The organism is Wolbachia endosymbiont (group B) of Ablattaria laevigata, from assembly GCF_964277395.1.
Classification (GTDB): domain Bacteria; phylum Pseudomonadota; class Alphaproteobacteria; order Rickettsiales; family Anaplasmataceae; genus Wolbachia.
Window position 1 is genome coordinate 1,286,031 of the sequence record NZ_OZ195519.1, and the last position, 13,760, is coordinate 1,299,790.

Genomic DNA, 13,760 nt, shown 5'->3' on the forward strand with positions numbered 1-13,760 from the left:
TAACATGTTTATCCAGATTGAAGAAACACCAAACCCAAACACGCTGAAATTTCTTCCTGGTTTTGAAATTCTGAGCGAAGGAGAAACAGCTGATTTTTCAAATGCAGATGAAATAAAGAACTCCAAACTAGCAGTAAATCTTTTTCAAATAGAACATGTTGTAAGAGTATTTTTTGGTCATGATTTTATTTCGGTAACAAAATCAGATAGAATGAATTGGGATATAGTAAAGGTGGAAATTTTAACTACAATTATGGATCACTTTACTTCTGGTGGAAAAGCATTTGATAAAGAAGGAGTAAGTGATAATAAAATGCTAGAGGAAGAATTCTTTAATGAAAATGATATAGAAATTGTAAATAGAATAAAAGAATTGATGGAAAGTTATATTAAACCTGCAGTTGCTCAAGATGGTGGTGATATCAAATTTCGTGGCTATAAAGACGGGATAGTTTATGTTGAGTTACAAGGAGCTTGCTCCGGATGCCCAAGTGCTGCAATTACTTTAAAGCAAGGAGTGCAGAATATGCTAAGCTATCACATACCAGAAGTTTCAGGTATAGAGACTATGCTATGACTAATCAAACAGTTAGAGGAACGAAAGATCTCCTGTTTGATGAATGGTATAAATCTAAATACATAGAGCAAACAGCAAATAGAATCTCAAGTTTATACGGCTTTTTGCCTGCTCAAACTCCGATATTTGAATATACGGAAGTTTTCACAAAGACTTTAGGTGATAGCTCAGACATCATCACTAAAGAGATGTACACCTTTAATGATAAAGGGGGAAAGAGCATAACTCTGCGTCCTGAGTTCACTGCAGCTATTGTTAGGTTACTCATTGAAAAAAAACTGCAAACGCCGATAAAATTATTTTCAATAGGGCCTGCATTTCGCTATGAAAGACCGCAAAAGGGAAGACAAAGGCAATTTCATCAGATAAATTTTGAGGTTTTTGGCATAGAAGATCCAAAAGCTGATATTGAATTGATATCACTCGCTCAGCACTTACTAACTGAATTTGGCATCAATAAAAATGTAAAGCTGGAAATCAACTCTCTGGGTGATAGTGAAACAACAAGTAAGTATAGAGAAGCTTTGATATCGTATTTAAAAAAGTTTCAAAATGACCTATCAGAAGATAGTCAAAATAGATTGATTAAAAACCCACTCAGAATATTAGACTCTAAGGATAAGACAGATAAAGAAATAATCTCTGACGCACCAAAAATCAGTGATTATTATACAAAAGAATCTTCATATTTCTTTGACCAGGTGTTAAATGGACTCCAAGCTCTTGGCATACCTTACACTGTAAATAGCAAATTAGTTCGAGGTCTAGACTATTATTGTCACACAGTATTTGAATTTGTCACAGAAGATTTAGGTGCACAAGGAGCAGTTTTTGCCGGTGGAAGATACGATAATCTAGTATCTTCAGTAGGTGGAAAACACACTCCAGCAATAGGATTTGCAGGGGGGATTGAGCGTATAATGGAATTAATCAACTATGCTGAAAAAAAAGAGAGGCCTATTTATATAATTCCAATCGGTGGAGAAGCTGAAGAACATGCTCTAACACTTGCAAGTGAATTACGCAGAAATGGTTTATATGTGATTTACGAATATAGTGGAACTCTAAAAACCCGAATGAAAAAAGCAAATCAAGCAAATGCAAAAGTTGTATTAATCTTTGGTGATGAAGAGCTAAGCAGTAAAACTTTAAAAATTAAAAACATGGACACGGGTGAAGAAAAAATGATTGCTCGCGATAAAATCGTAGAAAATATCTAATCAGAAGCAATAGGAGTGTTAGCTATAGAAGAAAATTCCTCTGCACAAGAATTTTTCATAGCATTTAATGTATCATAATCTGTAAAATCTAATTTTATCGGTGTAATAGTAATAAAACCTCCTTTTATTTTATCTACACTACCACTGCCTGAGTGTTCCCGAGACCAATTTAAGCTCAAAGAACCATTTAAGTTTTCAGTAAAAGTTAAATCACCATCAATGTTATATTCACCTTGTTCAGCAAATTCTACTCCTTTCACTTTTTCTGTAGCAGGAAAATTTATACTCATCACTATATCTTTAGGCCAACCAACTTTCATTAGCTTGCTGATAACCTTTGGTGCAAAAATCTTTGTATTGTGCCAGTTTATTTCATTAAGATAAACTTGGCTCAGCGCAATAGAAGGTATAGATCTTGCAGCACCTTCCATTGCAGCACCGATTGTGCCTGAATAACAAATATCATCTCCAACATTTGATCCAATATTTACTCCAGATAATATTAAGTCTGGTTTCTTATTCATAATTTTATTTAACGCGATAATGACACAATCTGCGGGAGTACCAGACACACTAAACTCCCTTTCACTATGTTGGTTTATTCTAATAGATTGTTTGACTGGATAATCAAGAGATCTTGCAGCTCCACTCCTATCAGCATCTGGCGCCACTATCCATATTTCTGATGCAAAATTCTGTGCAATCTCTTTAAGTAATCTTATTCCTTCACTTTCAAAGCCATCATCATTTGTTATCAATATTATCATATGTAATACTCACCTATTAAAGTATACTAATGAGGTTTGAAGTTTGTTTTCATAACCATAACAAAGAACCTGCTACAAATCAATAAGGAAAAATTAGAAGTGCTTCCAGGTTGCCATTGTTTAGTTTGCTGTGAGTTAATCGTAAATACAATTATTATCTTCACGCCTAACTCACAATCAAAGCTTAGGCAAGTCTCAGAGCTCTAAGCAGCAGAGAATCCTGTATGCCCTGCAAAAAATGCTTTCATCTTTTCAAGATAAGTAGATGGTTTTTCAGGGATTTCTATATTATCTATTACAGCACTTACTGCTTCCTTGATATCCTCATCTGTAATTAGTTCTTTCAATTTCTGCTTTATAGGACCCCTTCCAACTTCTTGGCCATATCTATTATAGTAATCAATATACAATTTATTAAAGACAAATTGCTTTGCCTCTTCCATCAACTTACCCATACTATCTTTTACTTCAGGATCCATACCATTCTCAGAGTAGAAATTGTTAAAATTATTCTTTAAAATCTTCATCTTTTTGCTTTCATAATGGTTGAGAAACTCTTCCGTAATGCTTGGCATTCTTTCGTATACTTGAGCATTTACCTCAACTGTAAAGTTATTTTTTGCTTCAAGGCAACTAAGCGAATAAATAATACGATTAAACATTCCAAGATGACATGCACCACTTCCTTCTTGTAAACGCATGAGTAACATGCATTTTAGTAAATCTACATCTAACTTTTGATTCTTGGCTGCAGCTAAAACTAAGTTTGCAGCTTGTGTTAGCGTTAATTCAGTTCTTGATTCTCTATAAGTTGCTCCATTGGAACCATTAAAATTAAGATAAAGTTTTAATTGCTCTTTTTGCTCAGTTGTCAGCTCATCTGAATTATTTATGTAGTCTTCAAACTCTTCATCCAGCTCATTTGACGGAGTCCCATGTTCTTCCTTTAATTTTTTGGCACACTCAATAACACTTTGCTCAAAACTTCTAGTATGAACATTCTGATTACCAGTACCTACATCACTTACATTAAACAAAAAGCTCATTTGCTTTACACTTAAACCCAGAGGCGAGAAGAGCTTTATTAATGGATACTTTATTAACTCAAGAAGTGCTACTGGGATCAATAATATAGTATTAATAAGCACTAAACATATTCTAAGACCCAACGCTCTACTATTTGATAATGTTCTGCTAAGCTCTGATATCTTCGATGAACAATACAAAAATGGTAATTGGATACAATATATTGAGTATATAGAAAAAAATAAAATCTTATCTTTCAACCCTATTGTCGGGTCATTATATACTTCAGAAAAAATGTTATCATCACTATTTTCATTTTTGAAAGATTGATAGCTACTTGTAATCTTTTCTGTAAAAATAGAACAGAGCTTATGCAGTCCGTAGCACAAAACACAAGTGGCAAGTAAAACTGCAAGTGTTCCAAAAACAGCTAACACCTCACTTGAAGTTTTGGCAAGAAGGAATGCATAAAGCGCATCAATAAAGATCTCAAGTAAGTAGTCAAATAAAAAAATTGCTCCAATAGCAGCACCAACTAATAGAACATACCCACAAACAACCAAAAATGTTTTTAACCTCGGATTCATAAACCACTTCTTAATAACCTATTAATATACTTCTCATTATATGCTTAAATTAAAAAAATGCAAATTTTTATACAAAAAAGATCAATTGAAATTTTCGAGCTTCAGCTATATTGTTAATATATTCAGATAAAAATTAAACATTGTCGTGTCAAATAAAATAGGCTTTTTGGCTATTTTCGCCTTGGTGATCAGTAGCCAAATCGGCTCTGGAATTTTTATGCTCCCAATTAGCCTTGCACCATACGGCGCTTATAGCCTCATAAGCTGGGTTATATCAGGATTTGGTGCTATATCTCTTGCTTTAGTTTTTGCTTCACTCTGCGCAAAATTTCCAGAAACGGGTGGTCCTCATATTTATGTGAAACATGCCTTTGGCTCTACAGCAGCTTTTTTTGTTGGCTGGACATATTGGGTAAGCTCGTGGGTAAGCTCAACAGCTGTGACAATTGCAAGTATCGGTTATTTAGCCCCGCTTTTTCATAATGATATACAAGATATACGTTTGCTTTTAGAAATAACATTAATTTTAGCTATTATGCTAATAAACTTAAGGGGAGTAACTACTGCTGGGCATGTTGAGCTTCTGCTGACCATTGTTAAAATTATTGCACTTCTCGCAATACCTATCGCAGGGTTGTTTTTCTTTGATAAAAATAATTTTATTGTAAGCGAGGAAGTATCAAACTTTACAATATCACAAACTCTTGCTCGTTCTACACTCCTTACTCTATGGTGTTTTATTGGACTTGAATCAGCAACGGCACCTGCAGGATATGTCAATAATCCCTCTAAAACAATACCAAGGGCTATAGTGCTTGGAACAGTCTGTGTTGCTGTGATATATTTCATCAATAGTCTTTCAATTATGGGATTGATAAGTTGTAATGACCTAGCTAGTTCAAAAGCACCATATGTTGATGCGATAAAAATTATGTTTCCAGGTAATTGGCATTTAATTATTTCTGTTGTTGCCTTTATCGTTTCTGTAAGTAATTTAAATGCTTGGTTTTTAGCTGATGGACAGGTCACCTTAGGCCTTGCAAAAGACAAGTTAATGCCGCAATTTTTTGGCAAAAAAAATAAGCATGATGCTCCATTATGGGGAATAATACTCAGTACTTTGGGGGTGTTAGTTTTACTTATCCTAACGTCAAACAAAAGTTTTGCTGAGCAAGTAACTTCAATAATTGATATCTCTGTGGTGTCATTTTTGTTTATCTACTTAGCATGTAGCCTTGCTTTTCTCAAAGTTAATATACAAGACAAAAGCTACTGCAAATTTTTAATTGGAGGTGTGGCTGTATCTTTTTGCTGTTGGGTAATATACGAGACTTCTATAAAAACATTGTTAATATCAAGTCTATTCCCTTTAAGCGGAACACTTATTTATCTACTTTGGTATCATAAACTAAAAACTTAACTTAAATTTTTTATTTGCTAAAATTCTTAAGCTATACTACTGGCTTACATTAATAGAATTAAGAGGTATTGTGTCAAATAAAATAGGTTTTTGGGCTGTTTTTGCTTTAGTCATTAGTAGTCAGATCGGCTCTGGGGTTTTTATGCTTCCAATTAGCCTTGCTCCATATGGCGCTTATAGCCTTATAAGTTGGATGATATCAGGAGCTGGTGCTGTGTCTCTTGCGCTAGTTTTTGCTACGCTATGTGCAAAGTTTCCAGAAACAGGAGGTCCTCACGTTTATGTGAAACATACTTTTGGTCCTGCTGCAGCGTTCTTTGTTGGTTGGACATATTGGGTAATCTCATGGGTTAGTACAACAGCTTTAATAGTTGTGGGTGTTGGCTATCTTACACCATTTTTCCATGAAGATATCAAAAGTATGCGTTTATTTTTAGAGCTGTTGTTATTTACAATCATTACATTAATAAATTTAAGGGGAATAGCTACTGCAGGGCACGTTGAGTTTCTGCTCACGGTTGTGAAGGTTGCTGTATTGCTTGCAATACCTGTAGCAGCGTTGTTTTTTTTCGATAGAAATAATTTTATCATAAGTGAAGAAATATTAAGTCTTACAACATCGCAAATTCTTGCCCGCTCTACACTCCTTACTTTATGGTGTTTTATTGGACTTGAATTGGCAACAGCACCTGCAGGGTCAGTTGATAATCCAGCTAAAACTATACCAAAAGCTGTGGTGCTTGGCACAGTTTGTGTTGCTGTTATATATTTTATCAACAATTTTGCAATTATGGGATTGATCAATGGCAACAATTTAGCAAGTTCAAGAGCACCATATGTTGATGCGATAAAAATTATGTTTCCAGGTAATTGGCATTTAATTGTTTCTATAGTTGCATTCATTTTTTGTGTTGGCAGTCTAAACGCTTGGGTTTTATCTAGTGGACAAGTTGCTTTTGGTCTTGCAGAAGCTAGACTAATGCCAAAATTCTTTGCTAAAAGGAACAAGCATGGCTCTCCTTTTTGGGGAATAACAGTTAGTTCAATTGGAACTGCAATTTTACTAATTCTCACTTCAAACAACAATTTTGCCCAGCAGATTACGTCGATTATTGACTTTTCTGTAATTTCATTTTTGTTCGTTTATCTTGCGTGCTGTTTTGCCTTTCTAAAGGTTATTATACAGGAGAGGAGTTGTTATAAGCTTTTAATTGGTAGCATAGCAACAACCTTTTGTTGTTGGGTGATATTAGAAACCCCTGTAGGTACTCTGCTGACTTCGAGCCTGTTCACTGCAAGTGGCATACCCATTTATTTATTTTGGTACTGCAAAACTTCTGTGCAACAAATTCAGTAGTGAGAGATACACTTTAAATGGTTAATATTTATGGGCCAAGATTTTTTTTCTCTTTATCTACTTGTTCAATATTACCATTCTCAAGTTTGCTACCTACTTCTTCTGTGCGTTTATTATCTATGTAGATCTCATTTTTTGCTTTATTAGAAAGACCTATTTGCGATTGCAGTTTTTTATACTCTTCTTTTTCAGGCGTGAAAATTTTCACTAAAGATCTTCCTATTATTGGTATTGAACTTAAAAAATCTCTTAATCCAAAAGATTCTTGCTTCTTGTTTGAAAGATGCTGGTCTATCTTAGAAATTTTCACACCATACTTTTTATCATCAAAATTTATCGCTGGCTTGCTTTTTTTCGAAAGAACATTTTGAATCTCTAATCTATTGATTTTTTCAGGCTTTTGAAATGCAGATACTGCAGGTTTGACCTTAGTGTCATCATGTTTTTTACTCATTTCATTCTACCATGCAATATTACTAGTGTCTTATAATTATAACTAAATTATGGTTAATTGCAAGGTAAAAATATTAAAGTAATTGTAAATTTTATCAGTAAAAATATAATATAGCTTTAAAATCAGAGGTTTATTTATATGGGATGTAAGATTGCAGTTATTGGAGCAACAGGAAGAGTAGGATATGAGGTATTGACCATGCTTGCTGAGTTTCAAAAAGAGGGAAAATTTTCGATAGATTCTGTTGTTGCTTTTGCATCGAAAAAATCAAAGGGAAAAAAGGTGAGTTTTGGTGACAAAGAGTTAACAGTTTTATGCCTTGAGGATTATGACTTCGTTGGAACTAATATAGCCATTTTCTGTGCAGAATCTCATGTTTCTGAGAGATACGTACCAATTGCAACTGAGGCTGGGTGCGTTGTGATAGATAACACTTCCTATTTTAGGATGAAAGAAGGCGTGCCACTAGTTATTCCAGAGATCAACAAAGATAAAATTACGGAATATAAAAACCATAACATAATATCTAATCCAAACTGTACTACAATACAAATGTTGCTGGCATTACATTTATTACACAAAAAAGCAAAAATAAAGAGAATCGTTGCTTCAACTTATCAATCAACTTCTGGTGTAGGTAAAGCAGCAATGGATGAGCTTTACAATCAGACAAAAAAAATCTTTATGAATGAAGCTAAAAAACCTGAAATATTTCCTAAGCAAATAGCATTTAATTGCATTCCTCATATAGGAGAGTTCATGGAAGATGGTTCTACAAAAGAGGAGTGGAAAATGCAAGAGGAGACAAAAAAAATTTTAGAAGAGGATATAAAAGTAACTGCAACTTGTGTCCGAGTACCTGTTCTTGTTGGTCATGCTATAGCAGTAAATGTAGAATTTGATCAGCATATAACTGAAGAAGAAGCTCGTGAAATGCTCAGTGAAGACGATGGAGTTTTAGTGAAAGATAAGCGCGAAGATGGTGGATATATGACTCAGATTGATGTTGTGCAAGAGGATGCCGTATACATATCGCGTATTAGACAAGACGATACCGTTAAACACGGATTAAATATGTGGATAGTAGCTGATAATCTACGCAAAGGTGCAGCACTAAATATAGTGCAGATCTTGGAGATCTTGATCAAAGAGCATTTATAGCTCAATAACTTAAATCTATATTGACATGTCCCATTTTACGCTTGTCCCTAACCTCTTTTTTCCCATATATGGTTAAACTAGCTCTTTCGTTGCTCAAATATTTGTGAGAATTATATATATCATTACCTATTATATTTTTTGTCATGCAAGGAAAGCGTAATACTACTTCCTGCATAGGTAATCCGCATATTACCCTCACCAGCTGCTCGAATTGACTAACGTTGCATGCATCCAAGCTCCAGTGGCAAGAATTGTGGGGTCTTGGGGCCAGTTCATTAACTAGTAATTCATGATTTTGAGTGATGAAAAATTCAATAGCTAGAATTCCTACTACATCAAGCGCAGTTGCTATTTTCTTTGCAGTTTTTTGTACCTCTTGGGCTAATTTATTATCTATTTTAGCTGGTGCTATTGAAGTATTAAGTATTCCGTCAACGTGGTGATTCTCTGCTATAGGAAAAAAAGCTACTTTACCGTTTTTATTTCTTGCAACGACTATTGAAACCTCTTTCAGTAAATCAACACTTGCTTCAAGAATGTACTCTTTATTCCAATCGAAGGAAGCAAATTGCTTCAGTTCAGAATCATTTTCAATCACATATTGTCCTTTTCCATCATAACCCATTTCTGTTGTTTTTAGCCTCACTGGATAGCTAAAAGTTTCACTACTTTTTAGTAGCTGATTATAATTTTGTATACTTTTGTAATCAGCAGTTTTTATGCTTAAATCTCTAATAAAATCTTTCTCTCTCAGCCTATTTTGCGAAATGTGTAACGCCTTTTTGCCTGGATAAAAATCTGTATGCTGCGACACAATATCAATTGCACTACATGGAATATTTTCAGACTCAATAGTGACTAAATCCACACTCTGTGCAAAAGATTCAAGTGCCCTCTTATCACAGAAGTCTGCTATTGTTAAATCATCAGCAACAGAACAAGCTGGATCGTTTTTAGCACTGGCAAAAATATGCGTTTTGTGCCCAAGTTTTATTGCAGCGATAGCAGTCATTTTACCTAATTGCCCACTTCCTATTATTCCTATCACTTTTTTATCCAGTGGATCTGTTTTGTTCATCATGTAGATTAATATTTCCTAGTTAGAGTACGATAATATGCTTGGAAAATCTATGAAAGAAGTGTATAATTGAAGTGTGTTAAATTTTTATCATGAACACTTTACGATGACCATGAAATACACACTTATTACTAATTCTGTTGAAGTTACAGTTTTGCCAATTTACATTGAAGAGCAATCCATTCCTTATGAAAATTGTTACGTATGGATGTATAATGTTAAGATAAAAAATAAAAGCTCATCAACCATTCAATTATTAAGTCGCTATTGGCGAATAATAGATCATAAGGGCAAAATAAATGAAATTGCCGGAGTTGGTGTTATTGGAGAACAACCTGTAATAAAATCTGGAGAGGTATTCAAATATACAAGTGGAACATACTTAAATACACCATCAGGAATAATGCAGGGTAAATATGAATTTCTGAACGAAGAGAGCATAAAAACCTTTGATGTTATGGTACCACCCTTTTCCTTAGATAGTCCATACGTTAACACTAGACCTCATTGATCATCAAGATAGTGTATTTGTTTAAGTGCATCTGAAACCAGTGCTTCTTGTTTTGTCATTTGAGCTTCCATAATGTCATCCGAGTAGCTGATACTGAGATCCAACTAAGTTGATAAACACGAAAGCACTGACCATTTGCTTCTATAGTTGTCTTTTTTCGTCTATCTTATTTTGTTACTCTGCTGAACAGATGCAAAATAGTTTATTTTTGATTCTTATCATCAAGTGTGAATAAGATTATTGTAGAGGTTAAACCTATAATAACTATCATTAACGAAAATGGGGCAGCTTCTCTGTAACGCTCATCGCTGACAAGTTCATATACTCTAGTTGATATAGTTTCAAAATTAAATGGTCTGATAATTAGTGTTGCCGTGAGTTCTTTTACCGTATCCATAAACACGAGCAGAAATCCCGATAGTATGCTTTTCTTGATAAGGGGAATATGAATATTCAGGCACGTGGAAATAGGCCCATGACCCATAGTATATGCAGTCCATTCAATTTCATTTGGTGTTTTTTTGAGTCCCGACTCTATCGCCTTGAAAGATATAGCAAAAAAACGAAATAAATATGAGTAAACTAATGCACCAATAGTTCCTACCAAGCTAATTTCTACAATATATTGAGTAATGAAAGAAGATATTCTGCTTAAAAACATTATTATGCTAATTGCAATAATTGCATTTGGAATTGCATATCCAAGAGAAATGAGACGTGCTACGTTGCTTATTACCTTGTTTCTACGCGCTGTATATCCAATAATTATCGCAATGCTAATTGAGATTAATGCGGTAATAAATGATAAACCAACACTATTTGCTATTATATTGTAAAATCTTGCTTCGTATATGAAAAAGCCTTTCTCTATGCTCCAATATATAAGTGGAATCATTGGTAAAATAAAGCCTATTAATATCGGCAATAAACACATAAGATAAGAAAAGATCAACGATATAGAACCGTTTATAATACGTTTATTGTGATAATCTGCATTAGTATTGATTGAAGAGTAAGATATTTCTCTTTTTTGTAGTTTTTTCTCGATAACTATTAGTGTTGCAACGAAAATCAGTTCTGCAACTGCCAAAACAGTAGTTGAATATTTGTCATGAAGTAAAAACCAAGTACGGTATATTCCTGTCGTGAAAGTATCGATAGCAAGAAACTGTGGTGTGCCGAAATCTGTAATTACTTCCATTAGTACCAAGGATAACCCAGCTATAATTGATGGACGTATGGAGGGTATGATGACAGAAAACAGACTCTGTAATGAGGAGAACCCAAGTGTTGATGCAATAGTGACTGAGTTACTAACGCTCTTTAGACTTGAGCGGACCAACATATAAACGTATGGATATAGACTAAATCCCATTACTAATATTCCACCACCTAGGGATTTGATCTCGGGAAACCAATAGTCACCTTTGCCCAATTGAAAAGTATCTCTTAACAAGCTCTGAATCGGACCTGAAAACTCTAGCGTATTTACATAAACAAACGATACTATATATCCAGGAATTGATATCGGAAAGAATAAGGCAATCTCAAAAATTCTACTTCCGGGAAACGAAAAAAATGTAGTAAGCCAAGCTGGAATTACTCCAAATATAAAGGATATTAACCCTACTCCTACCATCAAAATTAACGTATTGAGTATATATTCAGGAAAAAGTCTACTAATTACCCATCCAGAGTTTGCTGATTCTGTAAATAGAATCGATATTAACGATAGTATAGGGCAGACAAATAATACACTTACTAAAAACAAGAATATATTTTTAAATACTCTCAGAAACATTAACTTGAATCTATATTTGATATTAAAATGTTATATGCAAAAACTAAAGATATCCAGTAATTAACAGCCGTCCTATTGAATATCTTCATAATTTTATATATTATGTTTTAAATCGATAAACTAATTAATTATGAGTTTTGTCATTGCAACTTTCTATCATTTTGTAAAACTCTCTAATTATTATGACATGAAAGATGAAATAAAAGTTGCATGCGACAACGTTGAATTAAAAGGCACTATACTCCTTGCAGAAGAGGGTATTAATGCAACCGTATCTGGTGAAAGAAACGCGATTGATAAAATATTAGATTTTCTACGTTCTGATTATAGACTAAGGGACCTTACATGGAAAGAGAGTGCAGCAGAATATCAACCATTTAGTAAGATGAAAGTGAGATTAAAAAGAGAAATTGTGAATCTTGGTGTAAGTAATCTTGATACTTCCGTTAGAGGTCATTACATTGATCCAGATTATTGGGATGATTTTATCTCTCAACCTGATGTTTTAGTGATAGACACACGAAATGATTACGAAGTAAAACTAGGCAAGTTTAAAAATGCAATCAATCCACATACTCAGCGTTTTCGAGATTTTCCTCAGTGGGCAGAGTCTTTCTCTGAGAGTAAAAATCTGAAAGTGGCTATGTACTGCACTGGTGGAATCAGATGTGAGAAATCTACAGCATATATGAAAAGCCTTGGATTTAACGATGTTTATCACCTTAAAGGCGGTATTCTTTCCTACCTTGAAAAAACTCACAACAAAAGTGGTAATTGGGAAGGCGAGTGTTTTGTTTTTGATGATAGAATTGCTGTTGATCACTCACTTGCCCCGAGTGATAAAATAAAATGCATATTCTGCTCAAGTAAAGTTTCAACTGATGAGCTGAAATCAGTTTCACGTGGCCAGGTAGTTTGCTCTGATTGTAAATCTTTAAGTATTGAAAGAAATTCAGAATACAACACGAACCTTTAACGACTTATTTCTCTTTGCATATTTGTAACCTTAATTTTATCAAGGCATTTACCTACAACATAGCCCGCTCCAGCTCCAAGTAATGCACCAACTATAGCAAATGCAATCAACACTACACCAGAAACACCGATAAGAGTTAAAGTTTCTTGCCCTAAATAACATGCTGCAACTAGACCAGCAACTAAACCAATTGCTGCACCTATACACCTAAGTTTCATATTATTACTAATATTGTAACCTCTTCTATGCTTTAGGCTATGACTAGTATTGTTACTTATCCAATCAAAGATTTCGACATTTGGGTTTTTGTCCATAAAATCGATAAGCTCACCTATTGTTTTGTTACGCAAACTATCTAAAAATATAACTTTATCTTCTACATTTTGTTCAAATACATTTTGTTTACGTGTCATTTATTTTTCCATACTATTAGAATATATTTTTATTACACTTAATGTCTTAATAGTTGGTAAATTCCCATATAAGAATAAGTAGATAATCTTACCACTATAGGTGGGACTAAAGCGCGATAAGATTAAATTCCTGAAAAATGTTGGTAAGAAGAGCTTTTCCAAAAACAATAAAGTTAAGAGTTGAAGAGATAGTAAAAGAGCGACTTACAGTTAATCCAATTGATTTTGGTGAATCGTTTTGTTACAAACTCAAAGGATACAGAAGACTGAGAACTGGCGATTATCGTATCATGTAAATGCTGCAAAGTATGAAGTGTTTCAATAAAACACAGAAAAGACATTTATGAATCCTAGATTAATATCCTTCCAGTATTAACTTACTGTAACCTTTCCGGTTGATCCACTGCGATTC

At 34.0% G+C, this 13,760-nt stretch carries 13 protein-coding genes; 7 read left to right on the forward strand and 6 right to left on the reverse strand.

Translation table 11 applies throughout. The features are described from left to right. Positions 1 to 4 precede the first annotated feature (4 nt). Together ACICP1_RS06040 and hisS are read left to right on the forward strand one after the other, a co-directional pair. Positions 5 to 577 (forward strand): NifU family protein, encoded by a 573-nt coding sequence (locus ACICP1_RS06040; protein WP_006015115.1) that lies wholly within the window; start codon positions 5 to 7, stop codon positions 575 to 577. Next, positions 574 to 1,797: a histidine--tRNA ligase gene (gene hisS, locus ACICP1_RS06045; protein ID WP_395461293.1), complete on the forward strand. Its 1,224-nt coding sequence runs from the start codon at positions 574 to 576 to the stop codon at positions 1,795 to 1,797. The genes ACICP1_RS06040 and hisS overlap by 4 nt, the downstream gene beginning before the upstream one ends. On the opposite strand, the gene surE is transcribed toward hisS, so the two are convergent. Beyond that, positions 1,794 to 2,564, reverse strand: coding sequence for a 5'/3'-nucleotidase SurE (gene surE / locus ACICP1_RS06050; protein WP_395461294.1), 771 nt, complete (start codon positions 2,562 to 2,564; stop codon positions 1,794 to 1,796). The two genes, hisS and surE, sit on opposite strands and share 4 nt — an antisense overlap. Before the next feature lie 203 nt (positions 2,565 to 2,767). Then, positions 2,768 to 4,177: a hypothetical protein gene (locus tag ACICP1_RS06055; RefSeq protein WP_395461295.1), complete on the reverse strand. Its 1,410-nt coding sequence runs from the start codon at positions 4,175 to 4,177 to the stop codon at positions 2,768 to 2,770. A 145-nt stretch (positions 4,178 to 4,322) separates the two neighbouring features. On the opposite strand from ACICP1_RS06055, the gene ACICP1_RS06060 reads away from it, so the two are divergent. After that, positions 4,323 to 5,597 (forward strand): APC family permease, encoded by a 1,275-nt coding sequence (locus ACICP1_RS06060; RefSeq protein ID WP_029237623.1) that lies wholly within the window; start codon positions 4,323 to 4,325, stop codon positions 5,595 to 5,597. Between the two features lie 70 nt (positions 5,598 to 5,667). Then, a complete protein-coding gene (locus tag ACICP1_RS06065; protein WP_395461296.1) occupies positions 5,668 to 6,954 on the forward strand; it encodes an APC family permease in 1,287 nt (428 codons plus the stop codon). Between the two features lie 28 nt (positions 6,955 to 6,982). Here ACICP1_RS06065 and ACICP1_RS06070 read toward each other — a convergent pair whose 3' ends face one another. Continuing rightward, complete coding sequence (locus ACICP1_RS06070) at positions 6,983 to 7,408, reverse strand: hypothetical protein (RefSeq protein WP_264375113.1); 426 nt, start codon at positions 7,406 to 7,408, stop codon at positions 6,983 to 6,985. Between the two features lie 138 nt (positions 7,409 to 7,546). Between ACICP1_RS06070 and ACICP1_RS06075 the strand changes: the two genes are divergently transcribed. Beyond that, entirely contained in the window at positions 7,547 to 8,569 is a 1,023-nt protein-coding gene (locus ACICP1_RS06075; RefSeq protein WP_265030776.1) for an aspartate-semialdehyde dehydrogenase, read from the forward strand. A gap of 1 nt (position 8,570) precedes the next feature. On the opposite strand, the gene ACICP1_RS06080 is transcribed toward ACICP1_RS06075, so the two are convergent. After that, complete coding sequence (locus ACICP1_RS06080; RefSeq protein ID WP_395461315.1) at positions 8,571 to 9,647, reverse strand: 5-(carboxyamino)imidazole ribonucleotide synthase; 1,077 nt, start codon at positions 9,645 to 9,647, stop codon at positions 8,571 to 8,573. 106 nt (positions 9,648 to 9,753) lie between these two features. On the opposite strand from ACICP1_RS06080, the gene apaG reads away from it, so the two are divergent. Continuing rightward, positions 9,754 to 10,158, forward strand: coding sequence for a Co2+/Mg2+ efflux protein ApaG (apaG, locus tag ACICP1_RS06085; RefSeq protein ID WP_010402892.1), 405 nt, complete (start codon positions 9,754 to 9,756; stop codon positions 10,156 to 10,158). Positions 10,159 to 10,360: 202 nt separating this feature from the next. On the opposite strand, the gene ACICP1_RS06090 is transcribed toward apaG, so the two are convergent. After that, positions 10,361 to 11,959 (reverse strand): ABC transporter permease, encoded by a 1,599-nt coding sequence (locus ACICP1_RS06090; RefSeq protein ID WP_353278600.1) that lies wholly within the window; start codon positions 11,957 to 11,959, stop codon positions 10,361 to 10,363. 130 nt (positions 11,960 to 12,089) lie between these two features. Here ACICP1_RS06090 and ACICP1_RS06095 point away from each other — a divergent pair, with 130 nt between their 5' ends. Beyond that, positions 12,090 to 12,935 (forward strand): rhodanese-related sulfurtransferase, encoded by an 846-nt coding sequence (locus ACICP1_RS06095; protein ID WP_254229390.1) that lies wholly within the window; start codon positions 12,090 to 12,092, stop codon positions 12,933 to 12,935. Here the strand turns inward: ACICP1_RS06095 and ACICP1_RS06100 are convergent. Continuing rightward, positions 12,932 to 13,348, reverse strand: coding sequence for a hypothetical protein (locus ACICP1_RS06100; RefSeq protein WP_254229391.1), 417 nt, complete (start codon positions 13,346 to 13,348; stop codon positions 12,932 to 12,934). The two genes, ACICP1_RS06095 and ACICP1_RS06100, sit on opposite strands and share 4 nt — an antisense overlap. Between the last annotated feature and the right edge of the window lie 412 nt (positions 13,349 to 13,760).

What these genes read in the sequence shown, in the direction of transcription:
- ACICP1_RS06040 (WP_006015115.1), top strand. Translation starts at nt 5, where the DNA reads ATGTTTATCCAGATTGAAGAAACACCAAACCCAAACACGCTGAAATTT.
- hisS (WP_395461293.1), top strand. Translation starts at nt 574, where the DNA reads ATGACTAATCAAACAGTTAGAGGAACGAAAGATCTCCTGTTTGATGAA.
- surE (WP_395461294.1), bottom strand. Translation starts at nt 2,564, where the DNA reads ATGATAATATTGATAACAAATGATGATGGCTTTGAAAGTGAAGGAATA.
- ACICP1_RS06055 (WP_395461295.1), bottom strand. Translation starts at nt 4,177, where the DNA reads ATGAATCCGAGGTTAAAAACATTTTTGGTTGTTTGTGGGTATGTTCTA.
- ACICP1_RS06070 (WP_264375113.1), bottom strand. Translation starts at nt 7,408, where the DNA reads ATGAGTAAAAAACATGATGACACTAAGGTCAAACCTGCAGTATCTGCA.
- ACICP1_RS06075 (WP_265030776.1), top strand. Translation starts at nt 7,547, where the DNA reads ATGGGATGTAAGATTGCAGTTATTGGAGCAACAGGAAGAGTAGGATAT.
- ACICP1_RS06080 (WP_395461315.1), bottom strand. Translation starts at nt 9,647, where the DNA reads ATGAACAAAACAGATCCACTGGATAAAAAAGTGATAGGAATAATAGGA.
- apaG (WP_010402892.1), top strand. Translation starts at nt 9,754, where the DNA reads ATGACCATGAAATACACACTTATTACTAATTCTGTTGAAGTTACAGTT.
- ACICP1_RS06090 (WP_353278600.1), bottom strand. Translation starts at nt 11,959, where the DNA reads ATGTTTCTGAGAGTATTTAAAAATATATTCTTGTTTTTAGTAAGTGTA.
- ACICP1_RS06095 (WP_254229390.1), top strand. Translation starts at nt 12,090, where the DNA reads ATGAGTTTTGTCATTGCAACTTTCTATCATTTTGTAAAACTCTCTAAT.
- ACICP1_RS06100 (WP_254229391.1), bottom strand. Translation starts at nt 13,348, where the DNA reads ATGACACGTAAACAAAATGTATTTGAACAAAATGTAGAAGATAAAGTT.